This is a genomic window from Blastococcus sp. SYSU D00669, assembly GCF_054050715.1.
Genome location: NZ_JBJGZV010000013.1, coordinates 96,988 through 111,882 on the forward strand (window position 1 = coordinate 96,988; position 14,895 = coordinate 111,882).

A 14,895-nucleotide genomic window follows, 5' to 3' on the forward strand; every position below is an offset into this window, starting at 1 on the left:
TCCCACGCGCAGACTGTCGGGGTGCCGGCGGCCGGGGTGCGGGAGCTCGTCGAGTCGCTCGTGGCTGCCGAGCTCGGGCACCGCGTGCTGCGGATCGAGCCGCTGCAAGAATCGGAGCGCGGGCTGGTCCTGCGGGTGGAGGTTCACGGTCGGCCCGCCGGGGTGGTGCTGACGCTGACCGGCCCGGACGCCGATCACGAGCGCACGGCGGCGGCGACGGCGCTGGCGGCTTCGGCGGGGGTGCCGGTGCCTGCGGTGCTGGCGGTCGGGAACGCGGGCGAGTTCGGCTACCTGGTGCGGGAGCACGTGCCCGGTACCGAGTGGTCGCACGTGCGTCCACGGCTGGACGACGAGCGGGTGCGGGCGGTGCACCGGCAGCTGGCCGAGGTTCTGCTGGCGCTGCGCGGCGTGCCGCTGGACTCGTTCGGGACGCTGGACGCGGCGGGCCGGCCGGTCGGCATGCCGCTGGTCGAGGCGCTGCACCGGCGGGCCGAGGAACGGGTGGCGGACGACGAGTCGCGGGCGCTGCTGCACGAGATCCTCGACCGCGACGCAGAGTGCTTCGACGGCGTCCGGCCGGGGCTCGTGCACGACGACCTGCACCACGGGAACGTGGTGCTCGCCGAGTCCGGGGGGTCGTGGCGGATCACCGGCGTGCTCGACTGGGAGAAGGGGTGGGCCGGGTCGGCGGAGTCCGACGTCGCGCGGATGGCGTTCTGGGACGGCATGACCGGACCCGGCTTCTGGGAGGTGTACCGGGCCGCCGTGCCGGAGGACGACGGCTTCGCCCACCGGGCGCTGCTGCACCAGCTGGCGTGGTGCCTGGAGTACCCGGTCCGCACCGCCCGGCACGACCGGGACACCGCCGCCGTCTGCGCCGCGCTCGGCGTCGCTCCGCCGTCCCGCTTCCGCGGCCGGTAGCGAGCCGGAGCCGACCCCTTCCCCCGCAGTCCGGTGTGCGCGCTCGCTCGCTTCGTCACCATGCGGCCACATCCCGGAGGGCGCACGCGACTTCGGGTGTCGCAGACCCCCTGCGCTGCCGATGACTGGCTCGAGACGGCCGCTAGCCCGGCTGGTCGACGCGCGAACATCTCACGGGGAGAACGACATGACCGATCCCACCGGCGCCCAGGACCGCCCGCAGCCGATGCCACCCGTCCCGCCCCCTCCTCCCGGCGTCCAGCCGGACGCGCAGCAGTGGCCGGCCCCGCAGCCGCCGTACGGGGCGCCGCCGGCTTCCTGGGAGCAGCCCACGCAGCAGTTCGCCGTTCCGCAGCCGTCGTACGCCTCGTGGGAGCAGCCGACGCAGCAGTTCGCCGCCCCGCAGCCGCCGTACGGGACGCCGCAGGCGTTCTGGCCGCCGCCTGCGCAGCCCAGCACCGGGCCGCCGATGCCGCCGAGCCGCCCTTGGTACAAGCGGAAGCTGATCGCCATCCCGGCCGGGGTGCTGGCGCTGGCGCTGCTGGGTGCGGTCGTGGCGCCGAAGGAGGCCGACAGCGCTCCCGCCGCTGCCAGCTCCAGTGCGCCCGGGGCAGACACGTCGGCGCCGACCTCCGAGTCCTCACCTGCTCCGGCCGCGCCGGTCGAGGAGGTCGATCCGGCTCCTGCACCGGCTCCCGCGCCCGCGCCGGCCCCCGCGCCCGCGCCGGCCCCCGCGCCGGCGCCGGCCCCCGCTCCGGCTCCTGCACCGGCCCCGGCCCCCGCCGTGTCGGTCAGTCAGGAGAACGCCCGCGAGTCCGCGCGTGACTACCTCGCCTTCACCGCCTTCTCTCGGTCCGGCCTCATCGGTCAGCTGGAGTTCGAAGGCTTCTCGACCAGTGACGCCACCTGGGCGGTCGACAGCCTGAACGTCAACTGGAACGCGCAGGCAGCGAAGAGCGCCCAGCAATATCTCGACTTCACCTCCTTCTCGCGGTCCGGCCTCATCGACCAGTTGATGTTCGAGGGCTACACGCGCGAGCAGGCCGAGTTCGGGGTGAGCCAGACGGGCTTGTGACGGAGCACGACCGCGGGACGCAACACGGCGCGAGCGAGAGGGGCGCTGCGGCACCCGACCGGAAGTCGCGTGGTTCAGCCGGTCAGGTCTGCCCCGTAGAGGCAGGGGACAGCCGGACGATCGTGATCGGTGCAGCTGTGCGGGCCTCGGCGGGCGAACGCTGCAGGACGTCGCCGAGAGCGGCTCGGTCGGGGGCAGCTGACGGGCGACGACCGGTCGGTCAGGATTTCTTGCCGCCCTTCTTCCCGCCCTTCTTGCCGAGTTCGCTCTGAGCGGCCGAGCTCGTGCGAGGGTTCTTCTTGCCCTCCTTCTCCGCCTTGGCGTTGGCCTTCTTCGCCGTGGCGCTGCCCTTGCCGCTCTTCTCGGCCATGCCGCCCTCCAGTCGGGGGTCGCCGTCCGAGTACGGCCGGCTGGGACGCTCCCACTACCCCGGCCCCCGTGAGAAACGCTCCTCAGCAGCTCACTCGAGATCCCGCCGCTCGCCCCACGCTCGCCCTGGTGATCGGACAGGGCCGAGGGCACGCTGTGGACTGGGAGGGCCGATGACGATCCGGTGGCTGACCGATGCGGATCGAGCTGAGCTGGCGCGGATCCGGCGCGAGTGCCTGGAGCGCGGCGAGCTGTACTCCGTCTACGGCGAGTGGCTCCATGAGCGCGCTGGGCACCCCGAGGAGCCGATCAGGATGCCGCCGTTGTCGCTCGAGGCGGAGGCCCGGCTGCTGGAGCTCCTGCGGGCGCTGCACAGGACGGATCCGCTATGAGCGTCCGCTCAGGGACACGGGCGTGATGCCTCAGGCGGTGGGGGGTCGCCATGGCTCGTCCTCGTGCGCGAGCCACACCCGCTGGGGGTTGAGCGCGCGGATCAGCAGCTGGCCCTCATCGCTCGGCTCGTCGAGCTGGCCGGACCACACCGCCGCGTCGCCGGCGATCACGACCGGGCGCCCGCCGTTCTCGACGACGACCACCTGCGTGCCCCGGGTGTGGCCCGGCGCCGGGACGAGTCGGACCCCGGGGAGCAGCTCGAGCTCGCCGTCGACCGGCACGTACTGCACGCCGGGCGCGTCGACCCACTCGCGGATGGTGTAGCCGTCCTTGCTGCGGGCGTCCTCGAGCTCCTGGCGCTGGACGTAGGTCGGCTTGCCGGCGAAGAGGTGGTTGCCGCCGCAGTGGTCGAAGTGCAGGTGGGTGTTGACGACGATGTCGATGCTGTCGAGGTCGAAGTCCTGCTCGCTCAAGGGCCGGAGGCGCGGATCGAGGTCGGCCCCCAGCGGGTGCAACTCCGTCATGCCGGTGTCGACCAGCACCCGCGCCTCGGGGTGGTCGATGACGTGCACGTTGACCGGCATCCGCTCGCCCTCGGCGAGCAGGTCGGCCACGCGGACCGGCGTGATGGTGATGGCGGCGGGGGCGTTCACCGTGTCCCGACCTCCGAGGTAGTGGTTGGAGTTGAGGGGCATGCCGAGCTCCTTCACGGTTCGTTGGCTGGCACGCGGCCTGCTCGAGAGGTCGCCGGTCGACCAGCAGGGGCCTGCTGCGTGCGGTCACGCTCATGCGTAGACGGTGCGAGCTGGCACAACTCATCGGCGTGATCGGCACTCGAAGGGGCACGACCACTGCCGACGACCCCACTCGTTCGCCGATGGAGCTGCTGACTGCATCGACCCGATGAGCACTCTCGCGGACCGTGCTTCGGCGCTCGGCGTCCGCTCCGGCCCCTGACCGCGGTACCTCAGCGACGGTCAGAGCCGCTCAGCAGCGGGCGAGAAGCGCGGTCGAGCGGATTTCCATCGCGATCAAAGCCGCGACGGCCCGCCACATGTCCTTGCGGCCGGCCCGGGAAGCGCGCCAGCGCGTCGCACCAAGCGGCCCTTAGGGACACGGCGGCGACCGGGCGGAGCGTCATCGGTGCTGACGGCCTTGTGCTGATCTTGCGGTGGAGTCGACCAGGCCCTGCGACTGCCCCTTCATCGTTGGCCTGCCCCGCCGGTGGGCAATCTGTGCGGGCATCAGGAGGAGCCAACGATGGAAACCGTGAACGCGTACGTGCTCCGAGAGGTCGACGACCTGGACGAGGACTACCTGGAGGCCGAATTGCAGGAGGCGCTACCCCTGGCGCCCTGAGCGATTCGGGGCAACAACGCACGTTCCAGCCGTCGACCGGATCTGGTCTCAGGATGTCGACCCCCGCAGAAGAGCGTGATCCCCTCCAGGGAAACCGTGACATCCGCGGAGCGGCGCCCTTCTTCTCGTCGAGCGCTTGTCGCTTGGCGACGGTCCCGGTGAAGTGTCGGGTGGCCCGGCCACCTCGATCCTCCTCGGCTACCGCCGTCCCTGGGCGAGACCCGATCGGGTGCTCCAGTCCGTCTCGAGCCGGCCGTCCAAGCGGCTTGGCTGCCGAACGTGACGGTGGCCCGCCCTGCTGTCGCCCAGCAGGAGGACTGTGGAGATCCGGAGCAGTTCCTAACGTCTGGCGTATGCGCCGGTGGCCGATCCAGTGAGCCCGACGACTCCCGTGCTGGTGCAGGCGTCGGACGACTGGGGCTCCTCCCGTGACCAGTTCTTGCACGAGTCCGCATGGTCCGCGACGTGATCCATTCCGGGCACACACGTGACGCTGTGCGCACGTTCACGCGGGCAGACAAGATCGAGATCCTGACCCGTGCCGGCGCCGCTGCGAGCACCACCGGTGGTCGGGCGGACGCTGTGACCAGACGGGCGCGTTGGAGGCCGATCACGTCCATCCGCACAGCCGTGGCGGCTGGACCGACCTGTCCAACGGTCAGGCGTTGTGCCGACGCCACAACAAGGCCAAGGCCGCACGCGTGCCCTGGCGCTGGGAGCTCAACCGGCTCAGCAAACGCCGCGCGACCTACTTCCCTCCCGGGACACCCACCGAGGTAGTGCGCCACCGTCCCCGCTGGACCGCCCCGTATGAGGTGCCCACCTCGAGCGTGGGTGAGGCTGACGGGACAGTTCGGGGCTCGCGGCGCGGCCGCTGACTGTCCCTGAGCGGCCCACCATGAGACAGGCCCCGCCACGGCTGAGCCCCTGTAGCGCATCGCGATTTCCGCGCCACACCTAAGCCTGCTCGGCGCCCCAGCGTGCGAGCGCGACGATCGCCTCGCGCAAGGCAAGCCCGCGATCGGTCAGCGCGTAGGCCCGGGTGTTGTGCCGGAGCGGCAGACGGGTCAGTACGCCGGCCGCTTCGAGCTCGCGCAGGCGGGTCGCGAGCATGTTCGTCGGCACTCCGAGGTCGCGCTGCAGATCGCCGTAGCGCTGCGGCCCGTCAAGCACTCGCTCCACGACCAGTAGGGCCCACCGGGCTCCGACGATGTCGAGGGCCGCGGCCAGGTCGCTCACGCGGTCGGATCGGCGGCCGGCTTGATCCAGAACGGCGCGTAGTGATAGCCGTCGAGGTCGTCGAACTGACGCTGGTACATGAAGGGGTAGTCGTCGGTGTCACCGATCCGCCCGCCGGCGGTGCCGGCGCGCTCGGTGAGATCGTCGACCGCCTCGCGGCTGCCCAGGTCGAACGAGACGGTGACCTTCGAGGGCGTGTGGGGTCCGCCGACCAGCTCCTCGACGCCGCCGACGCTCGCGTACATCTCGCGGCTGCCGAGCGTGACGTACTGCTCGGGCGCGATCGCGAAGCACGACACGTTGTGATCGGACATCTCGGTGTTGGCGGTCCAGCCGAGGGCGGTGGAGAAGGCGGTGGCGCGCTCGACGTTCTCGACCGGGCAGGTGATGAAGAGGCTCATACGGGCCGCACTTGCAAATGCAAGTGCGACGTTCCGTCCGGCCGCGCGCTCGAGTTGGGTCGTGTTCCTAGGGAGCCACCAGGCTCGTCAGCCCGGCAGGTGCGCCCGGAGCCAGCCGATGACGTCGGCGGTGACCTCGTCGCGGACGGTCTCGTTGACCAGCTCGTGCCGGGCGTCGGGGTAGAGAGTGGCCGTGACGTCGGTAAGGCCGGCCGAGCGGTAGCGGTCGGCCAGTGCCAGAACATTGCTCCCGCCCGGGCCGCCGACCGGGTCCCGGTCGCCAGAGATCAACAAGAGCGGCAGGTCCGGGCGGATCTGCGACGGCTCGGCGGTGCGCTGGGCCTGCCCCAGGACGCCGCCGATGATCGCGTCCTCGGTGGGAAACCCGCACAGCGGGTCGGCCACGTACGCGTCGACCTCCGCGGGGTCGCGGCTGAGCCATTCGAAGCCGGTGCGCGGCTCGAAGCCGGCGTTGAACGCGGCCAGTCCCGGCTGGTCGGCGGGCAGGCCGGCAAGGACGCCGCCGAGGCCGTCGAGGGTCGTCGAGCCGCTGAGCACCACGCCGCCGTAGCGGACCGGCTCGGCCAGCAACGCTATCTGCATGCCCATCGAGCCGAGCGAGTGGGCGAAGGCGAACAGCGGCAGGTCCGGATGCTGCGAGGTGAGCAGGCGCGCGTGCGCGCCGATGTCGGCCACGAAGCCTTCGACCCCGACCGCGCCGAAGCTGCCCAGCGGGACATCGTCGGACACCGACGCGCCATGGCCACGATTGTCGGCGGCCGACACCACGAAGCCGGCCGCGTTCAAGGCCCGGGCGAACCGGTCGTAGCGGCGCCCGTGCTCGGCCAACCCGTGCACCAGCTGGACGATCCCGACGGGCCCGCCCGTGACGTCGTCCCATTCGTACGTGGCGATCGCGAGCCGGTCGGCCGGGGACGGGAAGCTGGCGGTGGTCGGCATGCAGGCATCATCCGAGGGGTGGGCGCTGCTCGCATCCGTCGTGTCACAGATCCTCCGCTCGCGAGAGCGTCGGAGGGCACGACGTCGCCCGCCTCGTCGGCGGTCTCATGAGCCACACGTCGACCACCGCGACGGCTGGCTCGTCTCGGCCTACGAGGAGGGCTGGGGCCTCCGCCTGCCGCAGTAATCGGGGCGTCCTTGAGCGGCCCACTCAGGGCGAGAAGCCTACTCGAATCGAAACCGCAGTCCAGACTCCCCTCCGCCTTCGGCAGGGGCATGGGGCGTGAGACCGACGCAGCGGCGTCGAAGCTCCAGTCGGGTTGTCGGCCGTTCATTCCAAGGCGCCTGGCTTAAGCGCCAGGCACATAGCGGAGTGTCACCGCAACCGCAGAGTGGTCGGAAAGCCTGCCCGTCCCTTCCCACGCGCCTTCCCAGCCGACCCAATCCGCCCCCTCGATGACGCAGCCGACGGGGGCTGCGGCGCAGATGTGGTCGATCGGGGGGTGTTGCAGGAGCTCCTGCGGGAGGTGCTCACCGTCCGTGAAGCAAATCAGATCTGCCTGCTTCATGCAGTCCCGTAGGAGCTGCCGCCCTGCGGACGTCCCGTAATAGTGCTTGGCGCCGAGTGACTGATTGAAATCTCCGGCGACGATGAAGAGGGCCTTGGAGTTCTCATCGCGCAGCGCCCGCCACTCAGCGCCCTGCTGGGGCGTGACTCGCATGAACTCCGACCAGTTCGGCACCGGAGCAGCCGGATCCGGCACCGGTCCCGGATCCGTGTGCCACGGCAGCACGGTGCCGTAAACAACGATTCCGCCAGCTAACTCCGCCGCAGCCGTGCGCACCGGGTCGTTCGTCACCAACTGACGAACTGGGAGTCGACTCCAGATAGTGACCCAACGGCCTCCGTGAGCGGCCGTCGGCCGCTGATCGCTGGACACGGCAACGTATGGAGCCGGTAGGGCGAGTGCGTCATGAGTCTCGGTCAGCACTAGAACGTCGCAGTCAGCGGCGAGCAATCGCTCGAGGCGCGCGGCATTCCTCTCCGACCCGGCCGCGTACTCGACGTTCCATGTCCCGATTCGGACAGACCGAACTTTCATGCGTGCTCCCCATCAGACGGTTCCATGCCAGTCGGCATGGTGGCCCAACCTGGCATCGATGCCCGGCACTGCTAGTAGCCCGGCGCGTCCACGTCGCAGTACGGGTATCCCTGAGGCCGCCCGCGCGGCGAGCCAGGAGGTATCCCACAGCGGCCCACTGAGGGACACCGGGTGGACGATGACGGTCGATCTCTTCCTCAGCTAGTAAACGGAATTCGCGACGGTACGTCTAGCCGCGCCAATCGACACTGCCAGCTTCTGGTGAAATGAGTAACGGAGTCAGGGCCCTGGCCAGCGCAGTTGGGCCGATCATCTCACTTCAGTAGAGATTGGCTCGAGGAGGAAGAGTTGTGAGTTGCTGTCATATTCCACAACTCGAGCAATGATATGAAGATTGTCCCCTCGGCCGATGAAGTCCGGAATGTTCGAGCCCGTGAGGTGTAAATCATTAGTGATGTTGACATCTCGAAACTGGAAGTACGGGCCAGTCATGGCTGTTTCGCTAAAATCCCCGGCGCCGACAAGAATGTCGTATCTCGTCTCATACTCGCCGTGATTGAGCATAGAAGCGATGTTTCCGTCGAACTCGATGGTTCTGCCCTGATACTTGGACGCAAACGCTGCTACCGCAGCACCGCCGGGATCCGACACCTCTAGGAGTGCTGCAAGTTCCTCATTGTTTTCCGCAGTCAGGATCTCCTCGGTGGCGGACTGCGTAGGAGCAGCTTCGGACTCGATCGCTTGCGGTTCCTGAGTGGAGTCCGCAGAGAGTCTCTCGCTCGGCGCGGCTTCGGCCTGAGTCGGTGATGCGGCCAGCTCTGAGGTGCCGCCTTCGCTCTGATTCTCGGTGACGACGCCGATGACGATAATGACAACGAGCAGGACCACACCAACCGCCAGTGCCAAGAGACGCCAATGCGCCTTCGGCTTCACGCGGCGGAAGGTCAACTCAGTGCGCAACAACGACCCCTGACTCTGGGTGTCGATCTCCCAGCCAGCCTTCTGCCACTTCGCGATCGTCCTGGCTTCGGTCCCTCGGACGGCCCGCACGGACTTGAACTCGTACTGCGCATCGTCGTCCGCGTCGGCGGACCTCTTCATGACCTCTTGCACGACCAGCAGCGTCCGTCGTGCGCCCTCAGCAGCCGCACCAACACGCGGAGAGCGCTCTGAACCCGTGACGAAAGTGGTCCAAGCGACAGAGCAGTCATGGGCCACACCTTCCGGCGCGCAGATGAAGAGGAGCGCCCCCACTCTTCCTCTGCGCGGTATTTCTGAAGCCGCCCTCAGGGACACCGCCCGGAGGGTGATTGAGGGACGACTTGTCGGCTGTCCGGCATGACGACGAGCCGACAGGTCGGTTCCTCAGGTCGAAGATCGAAGATCGAGGATCGAGTCGATCTAGAAGGGTGGTGGGTCGTCGTCCGGTTCGGCCGGCGGTGGCTGGGGTTCGGGTGGCCGTCGTCGTCGGAAGCCAGGCGGATAGGTCGTGCGGGTGATACCCGACGGCGTGGTCACGTGAAAGGTGCCGTCAGGGGTTATCACGAACCGCCAACCCTTGAAGTGGGTCTTCAGCCGGTGGTGGGTGCGGCACAGGCAGCACAGGTTGGCGCAGTCGGTGGGCCCGCCGTCGGCGTGCGGGATGACGTGGTCGTGGTCGGCCCAGCCGGCCCGGCCCGGGCAGAAGGGGTAGCGGCAGCCCCGGTCCCGGGTGGTGACGAAGCGGCGCTGCGCGGGTGTGGGGTCGTGGCGGTCGACGCCCGCCGGCGGGTCCAGCCCCTCGCCGCGCCGCACCCGCCGGGCCAGTTCGTCGTAGGTCAGGCTGGCCAGCAGCCGGCCGTGGGCGTCGGTGAGCGCGAACTCCAGCTCGCCGCCTGCGGGGGTGGCCAGCCCGAGCGCGCCGACCCGGCGCAGCAGATCGGCCAACTGCGTCGGGGTGATCGCGAAGCCGTTCACCTCAGCGGGCGCGGTGGATGTGCCTTCGAGCGCGGCAAGAGCCGCGGTGATGGTCAGCCGCGCACGGACCCCGCCGGCGCCGGGCAGCGCGGCACCGCGCACCAGAAGGGAGAAGATCTCGTGCCGGATCCGCCCGATCGGCCGGGAGTCGCCGTCGGCCTTGGCCATCCGGGCGAGCGTGTCGAGGAAGTCGTGGGCCTCGGCGGCCTCCTCGGCGCGCAACGTCGCCCCGAGGGTGGCCATGCCGTCGCCGTCGGGCTGGACGAACACGTCGGCGTTCTTCTCCGCCGCCTGCCGGTTCTCGTCGGCGGAACCGGGGTCGAGCTCGAGCAGCACCGCCAGGAGGCGCTTCTTCAGCGGCCCGAACCCCAGCCCGGCCGCCTCCGGCAGCACGATCGCCTCCACCCGCCCGGCCAGCACCGGATCGGTGTGCGCCAGGGTGTCGGCGAGGATCTGCCCGCGCCGCTCGTCCAGCTCCCCGGCCCGCAGCGCCTCCCAGGTCAGCGGCAGGTCGTGCCGCCACGTCCACGCCCGCCGCGCCCGGTGCGCGGCGGTGAGGCGGCCGACGCCGAGCACCATGCCCAGCTCGTCGGGGAAGGACTCCGAGACGCCGGGGAACTCCGGGTCGGTCTGCCGCCAGTCCGTGCTGCGCGCCCCCGGGCTGCCGGCCGGCGGATCGTCCGCGTCCGGGGTGAGCTCGGCCAGCCGGAGGATCAGCTCCGCGTCGTAGGCCGCGTCCATGGCCTGCTGCCGCACCCTCCGCTGCAACGCGGCGGCGACCTGCTCCCGCGACAGCAATGCCACCGGTACCCGTGCGGGGCTGGCCGGCTGATCGACCAACCAGTCGATCAGCACACCCTCGATCGTCGAGGAACCGGAGATCCGCGGCACAGCCGAAAGCTACGGAGCAGGTACGACAGTTTCCGCAGCTCAGGGCAGCGGGAACGGGGAGTCGTCCGGCGTGGGCAGGTCGCCGTCCGCCGTCGCCGTCACGGTCATCCCCCCGAAGGTGGCGACGCCGCCGAGCAGGGTGAGGAACGCCGTGTCGGCCGCGTCGCGGCCGGAGCAGATCCGCACCAGGGACGACGTCGGAGCCAACCGGGTCGCGTCGACCACGCACCAGGTGCCGTCGACGTCGGCCTCGACGACGGCGTGGAAGTCCATCGGGTCCAGCCCCGGCGCGTAGACGGCGACCAGCCGGGCCGGCCCTCCAGCGCGCGCAGCAGCGTGACGGTCAGGTGCGCGTAGTCGCGGCACACGCCCTGCCCGGTCAGCAGCGTGTCGACGGCGGTGTCCACCGGCCGCGACGAGCCTGAGGTGTAGGTCAGCCGGCCGTGCACCCAGTCCGCGACGGACCGGACCAGCTCGGCCCGCGGCAGCGCGCGGTCGAACTCCGCCGACGCGAAGCCCTCGAGCTGGTCCGACGGGCAGTACCGGCTCGGCCGCAGCGCCTCGGCCCACGCCGCGGGCGTCACCGTGCGGCCCAGGCCACCGGACGACGCCGCGGCGGTGTACGTGATCGTCGTCGTCCCCTCGGCCAGGGCGAGGCGGTGCACGCGTGCGCCGTCCACCTCGAACTCCTCCGGCTCGACCGGCGACCCGCCGGAGACGACCGTGAGCGTCTCCTCGACCGGTGACGCCACGGCGACCTGCAGCAGTCCCGTCGCCGGGGCGGGGGACTCGATCGTGAGCGAGGCGGCGACGTCGATGCGCATGCGCGCATCGTTGCCCTCATGGTGCACCGGACGCGCTGTGTGCTCGGTCACCGTGGTGCCATGGTCGCCGTGCGAAACGGTTCGTGGCGGCGCTACATCGCTCTGGGCGATTCCTTCACCGAGGGGCTCTCCGACCCCGACCCCACCCGTCCCGGGGAGTACCGCGGGTGGGCCGACCGGCTGGCCGAGCACCTGGCGGCGGCCGCCGACACCGAGGTCGAGTACGCCAACCTGGCCATCCGCGGCCGGCTGGTGGGGCAGGTGCTCGACGAGCAGCTGCCCGTCGCGCTGGCGGCGCAGCCGGACCTGGTCAGCCTCGTCGCCGGCGGCAACGACCTGCTGCGGCCCGGCGGCGACCCCGACGCGCTCGCGGCCCGCATCGAGGACGCGGTCGTCCGGCTGCGCGCCGCCGGCGCCGACGTGCTGCTCGCCACCGGCGTCGATCCGCGGCAGACGCCGATCATCCGGCGGATCCGGGGCCGCGTCGCCGTCTTCAACGCCTCCCTCTGGTCGATGGCGGCCCGGCACGGCGCCGCCGTCCTCGACCAGTGGGGCGCGACCTGGCTGCAGGACTTCCGGATGTGGGACACCGACCGCATCCACCTCACCGCCGAGGGGCACCGGCGGATCGCCCTCGCGGCGGCCGAGGCGCTGGGCGTGCCGGTCGCCGGGGACGACGGGTGGCGCACCCCGCTGCCGCCGCTGCCGCCCCGCCCGCTGCGCACGGCCGTGAGCGAGGAGGCGGCGTGGGTGCGCGGCTTCGTCGCGCCGTGGGTCGGCCGGCGGCTGCGCGGGACGTCGTCCGGTGACGGGCGGACGGCGAAGCGCCCGGTGCCGCTGGTGCTGCCGCGTCCGTAGGTCAGCCGGCGTCCTTGGCGGAGACGATGGTGTTGCCGCCGTCCACGACGAGCGACGTGCCGGTCGTGTACGAGGCCCCCGGCGAGGCGAGGAACGCCACGGCCGCGGCCACCTCGTCGCCGGTGCCCGGGCGGCCCACCGGGGTCGCCCGGCCCGCGGCGATCTCCTGCGGGTAGGACGCGGCGGTGGCGATCCACCCGGGGCAGAGCGCGTTCGCGGTGATGCCGTGCGGCGCCCCGTCGAAGGCCAGCGACCGGGTCAGGCCCAGCATCGCGGCCTTGGCCGTGTGGTAGCCGACGTCGTTGCCGTAGGCGACCGCGATCCCCGCCATGGAGGCGACGTTGACCACGCGCCCGTAGCGGCGCTCGATCATCCCCGGCAGCGCGGCGCGGGTCACGTACATGGTGCTGCGCAGGTTCCGGTCCAGGGCGAGGTCCCACTGCTCGTCGCTGATCTCCGCCAGCGACGCCGGTGACTCCGGGGTGTGCACCGAGGCCAGCCCGGCGTTGTTCACCAGCACGTCGAGCCGGCCGAAGGCGTCGACGGTGTGGGCGACCAGCGCCTCCGCCTGGGCTCGGTCGGTGAGGTCGGCGACGAAGGACTCGGCCGCCACGCCCTCCTCCTGCAGCTCGGCGGCCCGCTTCTCCGCGCGCTCCGTCGTCCCGGTCACCACGACGCTCGCCCCCAGGCGGCCGAGCAGCCGGGCCGACGCGAAGCCGATCCCGATCTCGCTCCCCGAGCCCGTCACGAGGGCCACCTGTCCGGTCAGGTCGAAGGCTGCGGGCACGGTCACGGGCGTCTCCTCGAGGGCGTCACAGGGGGTGGTCGAGACGCAGATTAGGACGATCGTCCCAGAGTTGGACGCTCGTACAGGAAGTCAACGAGAACGTCACGGCGGGGAAACGTCGCACCCAGATCCTCGGTCCGCCGGCGCTCGGCGGGAGCGCCCTCGGACAAGGAGCCGTCATGCGGCACAGGGGCACCGTCGGAACGCTGGGGCTGGTCGCCGCCCTGCTGCTCACGGCCTGCGGCGGAGCCGGCGAGGACCGGTCCGCGCCCGGCACGACGCTGACCACGCCCCTGGCCGCCGACCCGCCCGCGCTCGACCCGGACACCTACTACCAGCCCGACGGTCTGCTGATCATGACCTCGACCTACGAGGGTCTGCTGCGGTACGGATCCGGCTCCACCGAGCTCGAGGGGCTGCTCGCCACCGACTGGGAGGTCTCGCCCGACGGGCTGACGTACACCTTCACCCTGCGGGACGGCGTGACCTTCTCCGACGGGACGCCGTTCGACGCCGAGGCGGCTAAGGCCAGCTTCCAGCGGCGCATCGACATGCAGGGCGGGCCCTCGTACATGCTCGCCGAGGTCGTCGACATGCAGGCGGCCGACCCGCTCACCTTCGTCGTCACCCTGGCCCGGCCGGTCGCCCCGTTCCTGCACTACCTCGCCTCCCCGTACGGGCCGCTGATGACCAGCCCGACCGCGGTGCAGGAGAACGAGGTGGACGGCGACCGCGCGGCCGGCTGGCTGGCCGACCACACCGCGGGCACCGGGCCGTACGTGCTGACCGAGGTGACGCCGTCGACGCAGTACCGGATGGAGGTCAACCCCGGCTACTGGGGCGAGGCGCCGGCCGTCGAGGAGATCGTGATGCCGGTCGTCAGCGACTTCACCATCCAGCGGCTGCAGCTCGAGCAGGGCGACCTCGACATGGTGCTGCACGGCCTGTCCCGCGAGGACTACGCGGCCCTGGCCGAGACCGACGGGCTCGAGGTGCGCCAGGAGCAGGCGCTGCTCAAGGCCCAGGTGTGGGTCAACCCCGACTCGGCGGTCTTCGGGCCGGTGGAGGCCCGCGCCGCCCTGCGCGACGCCCTCGACCCGGCCGAGCTGACCGAGCAGGTCTTCGGCGCGCAGGGCGCACCGTCGACGGACTTCTACCCGGTCGGCATGCTGCCGGACGGCGCCGTCCCCGACGTCCGGGACGACGACGGCGCCGCCGCGCTGCAGGAGCTCGGCGGCGGCCCGGCCCCCGTGGTCATCGGCTTCCAGGGCGGCGACAGCACGCTGCGCGACCTGGCCAACCGCCTCCAGGTCACCCTCCAGCAGGCCGCCATCGACGCAACCGTGCAGGACATGCCGTCCGCCCAGGTGTTCAACCTGCCGGCCGACCCGGCGCAGCGACCGGACCTGTTCGTGACGGTCTTCAACCCCGACGCCGCGCACCCCGACACCTGGTCGCGGATCTACCAGTACGCGAACGCGCCGGTGAACCTGCTCGGCTGCACCGTCCCCGAGGCCGACGCGCTGCTCGACCAGGGGCTCGTCGAGCCGGACCCCGAGCGGTCGCAGGAGCTCTACGTGCAGGCCGCGACCGCGTACCGCGACTCGCTGTGCTGGATCAACCTGGCCGACGTCAACGACACCATCGCCACGCGGGCGGGCTACACCGGGTGGAGCCACCAGCCGGCGTGGATGTGGGACACCGGCTTCGCCACCCTGGAGCCGGCCGGGTGAGCCGCCCCGCTCCGGGCCCGTGCCAG

General features: G+C 71.3%; 15 protein-coding genes and 1 pseudogene. 6 read left to right on the top strand and 10 right to left on the bottom strand.

The genetic code is table 11. From position 1 onward, the window contains the following. Window positions 1–21: 21 nt before the first annotated feature. Window positions 22–921, top strand: a complete 900-nt coding sequence (locus ACI8AF_RS11570) for a phosphotransferase family protein (RefSeq protein ID WP_456539852.1) — start codon at window positions 22–24, stop codon at window positions 919–921. A 187-nt stretch (window positions 922–1,108) separates the two neighbouring features. After that, the gene (locus ACI8AF_RS11575; protein ID WP_456539853.1) at window positions 1,109–1,996 is read left to right on the top strand and encodes an Ltp family lipoprotein; all 888 of its coding nucleotides are present in this window, start codon (window positions 1,109–1,111) and stop codon (window positions 1,994–1,996) included. Between the two features lie 220 nt (window positions 1,997–2,216). Here the strand turns inward: ACI8AF_RS11575 and ACI8AF_RS11580 are convergent, their stop codons facing one another. After that, window positions 2,217–2,366 carry a hypothetical protein gene (locus tag ACI8AF_RS11580; RefSeq protein WP_456539854.1) on the bottom strand — a complete coding sequence of 50 codons (150 nt, stop codon included), beginning with the start codon at window positions 2,364–2,366 and terminating at the stop codon, window positions 2,217–2,219. A gap of 172 nt (window positions 2,367–2,538) precedes the next feature. Here ACI8AF_RS11580 and ACI8AF_RS11585 point away from each other — a divergent pair, with 172 nt between their 5' ends. Beyond that, window positions 2,539–2,757, top strand: coding sequence for a hypothetical protein (locus ACI8AF_RS11585; RefSeq protein WP_456539855.1), 219 nt, complete (start codon window positions 2,539–2,541; stop codon window positions 2,755–2,757). A gap of 30 nt (window positions 2,758–2,787) precedes the next feature. Here the strand turns inward: ACI8AF_RS11585 and ACI8AF_RS11590 are convergent, their stop codons facing one another. Continuing rightward, window positions 2,788–3,453, bottom strand: a complete 666-nt coding sequence (locus ACI8AF_RS11590; RefSeq protein WP_456539856.1) for an N-acyl homoserine lactonase family protein — start codon at window positions 3,451–3,453, stop codon at window positions 2,788–2,790. A gap of 1,254 nt (window positions 3,454–4,707) precedes the next feature. Between ACI8AF_RS11590 and ACI8AF_RS11595 the strand changes: the two are divergent. Continuing rightward, window positions 4,708–4,995: pseudogene (locus ACI8AF_RS11595) on the top strand (HNH endonuclease); the annotation flags it as partial. A 79-nt stretch (window positions 4,996–5,074) separates the two neighbouring features. Here ACI8AF_RS11595 and ACI8AF_RS11600 read toward each other — a convergent pair. From ACI8AF_RS11600 to ACI8AF_RS11630, 7 genes are all read right to left on the bottom strand, one after another. Continuing rightward, window positions 5,075–5,356 carry a winged helix-turn-helix transcriptional regulator gene (locus ACI8AF_RS11600; protein ID WP_456539857.1) on the bottom strand — a complete coding sequence of 94 codons (282 nt, stop codon included), beginning with the start codon at window positions 5,354–5,356 and terminating at the stop codon, window positions 5,075–5,077. Continuing rightward, window positions 5,353–5,757, bottom strand: coding sequence for a VOC family protein (locus ACI8AF_RS11605; RefSeq protein ID WP_456539858.1), 405 nt, complete (start codon window positions 5,755–5,757; stop codon window positions 5,353–5,355). Before ACI8AF_RS11605 ends, ACI8AF_RS11600 begins: the two co-directional genes overlap by 4 nt. Before the next feature lie 87 nt (window positions 5,758–5,844). Next, a complete protein-coding gene (locus ACI8AF_RS11610) occupies window positions 5,845–6,717 on the bottom strand; it encodes an alpha/beta fold hydrolase (RefSeq protein ID WP_456539859.1) in 873 nt (290 codons plus the stop codon). Between the two features lie 350 nt (window positions 6,718–7,067). Beyond that, window positions 7,068–7,820 carry an endonuclease/exonuclease/phosphatase family protein gene (locus tag ACI8AF_RS11615; RefSeq protein WP_456539860.1) on the bottom strand — a complete coding sequence of 251 codons (753 nt, stop codon included), beginning with the start codon at window positions 7,818–7,820 and terminating at the stop codon, window positions 7,068–7,070. A gap of 309 nt (window positions 7,821–8,129) precedes the next feature. Then, window positions 8,130–8,933 carry a DUF4839 domain-containing protein gene (locus ACI8AF_RS11620; protein WP_456539861.1) on the bottom strand — a complete coding sequence of 268 codons (804 nt, stop codon included), beginning with the start codon at window positions 8,931–8,933 and terminating at the stop codon, window positions 8,130–8,132. A 288-nt stretch (window positions 8,934–9,221) separates the two neighbouring features. Continuing rightward, window positions 9,222–10,667 (bottom strand): DUF222 domain-containing protein, encoded by a 1,446-nt coding sequence (locus tag ACI8AF_RS11625; RefSeq protein ID WP_456539862.1) that lies wholly within the window; start codon window positions 10,665–10,667, stop codon window positions 9,222–9,224. 104 nt (window positions 10,668–10,771) lie between these two features. Next, window positions 10,772–11,491 carry a transglutaminase-like domain-containing protein gene (locus ACI8AF_RS11630; RefSeq protein WP_456539863.1) on the bottom strand — a complete coding sequence of 240 codons (720 nt, stop codon included), beginning with the start codon at window positions 11,489–11,491 and terminating at the stop codon, window positions 10,772–10,774. A gap of 60 nt (window positions 11,492–11,551) precedes the next feature. Here ACI8AF_RS11630 and ACI8AF_RS11635 point away from each other — a divergent pair, with 60 nt between their 5' ends. Next, window positions 11,552–12,349 carry an SGNH/GDSL hydrolase family protein gene (locus tag ACI8AF_RS11635; RefSeq protein WP_456539864.1) on the top strand — a complete coding sequence of 266 codons (798 nt, stop codon included), beginning with the start codon at window positions 11,552–11,554 and terminating at the stop codon, window positions 12,347–12,349. 1 nt (window position 12,350) lies between these two features. On the opposite strand, the gene ACI8AF_RS11640 is transcribed toward ACI8AF_RS11635, so the two are convergent. Next, window positions 12,351–13,142: an SDR family NAD(P)-dependent oxidoreductase gene (locus tag ACI8AF_RS11640; protein ID WP_456539865.1), complete on the bottom strand. Its 792-nt coding sequence runs from the start codon at window positions 13,140–13,142 to the stop codon at window positions 12,351–12,353. 173 nt (window positions 13,143–13,315) lie between these two features. Here ACI8AF_RS11640 and ACI8AF_RS11645 point away from each other — a divergent pair, with 173 nt between their 5' ends. After that, window positions 13,316–14,869, top strand: coding sequence for an ABC transporter substrate-binding protein (locus ACI8AF_RS11645; RefSeq protein ID WP_456539866.1), 1,554 nt, complete (start codon window positions 13,316–13,318; stop codon window positions 14,867–14,869). The last annotated feature ends 26 nt before the right edge of the window (window positions 14,870–14,895 follow it).

Excerpts from the sequence above, each read along its gene's own strand:
- ACI8AF_RS11575 (WP_456539853.1), top strand. The coding sequence starts at position 1,109 with ATGACCGATCCCACCGGCGCCCAGGACCGCCCGCAGCCGATGCCACCC.
- ACI8AF_RS11580 (WP_456539854.1), bottom strand. The coding sequence starts at position 2,366 with ATGGCCGAGAAGAGCGGCAAGGGCAGCGCCACGGCGAAGAAGGCCAAC.
- ACI8AF_RS11585 (WP_456539855.1), top strand. The coding sequence starts at position 2,539 with ATGACGATCCGGTGGCTGACCGATGCGGATCGAGCTGAGCTGGCGCGG.
- ACI8AF_RS11590 (WP_456539856.1), bottom strand. The coding sequence starts at position 3,453 with ATGCCCCTCAACTCCAACCACTACCTCGGAGGTCGGGACACGGTGAAC.
- ACI8AF_RS11605 (WP_456539858.1), bottom strand. The coding sequence starts at position 5,757 with ATGAGCCTCTTCATCACCTGCCCGGTCGAGAACGTCGAGCGCGCCACC.
- ACI8AF_RS11610 (WP_456539859.1), bottom strand. The coding sequence starts at position 6,717 with ATGCCGACCACCGCCAGCTTCCCGTCCCCGGCCGACCGGCTCGCGATC.
- ACI8AF_RS11615 (WP_456539860.1), bottom strand. The coding sequence starts at position 7,820 with ATGAAAGTTCGGTCTGTCCGAATCGGGACATGGAACGTCGAGTACGCG.
- ACI8AF_RS11630 (WP_456539863.1), bottom strand. The coding sequence starts at position 11,491 with ATGCGCATCGACGTCGCCGCCTCGCTCACGATCGAGTCCCCCGCCCCG.
- ACI8AF_RS11635 (WP_456539864.1), top strand. The coding sequence starts at position 11,552 with ATGGTCGCCGTGCGAAACGGTTCGTGGCGGCGCTACATCGCTCTGGGC.
- ACI8AF_RS11645 (WP_456539866.1), top strand. The coding sequence starts at position 13,316 with ATGCGGCACAGGGGCACCGTCGGAACGCTGGGGCTGGTCGCCGCCCTG.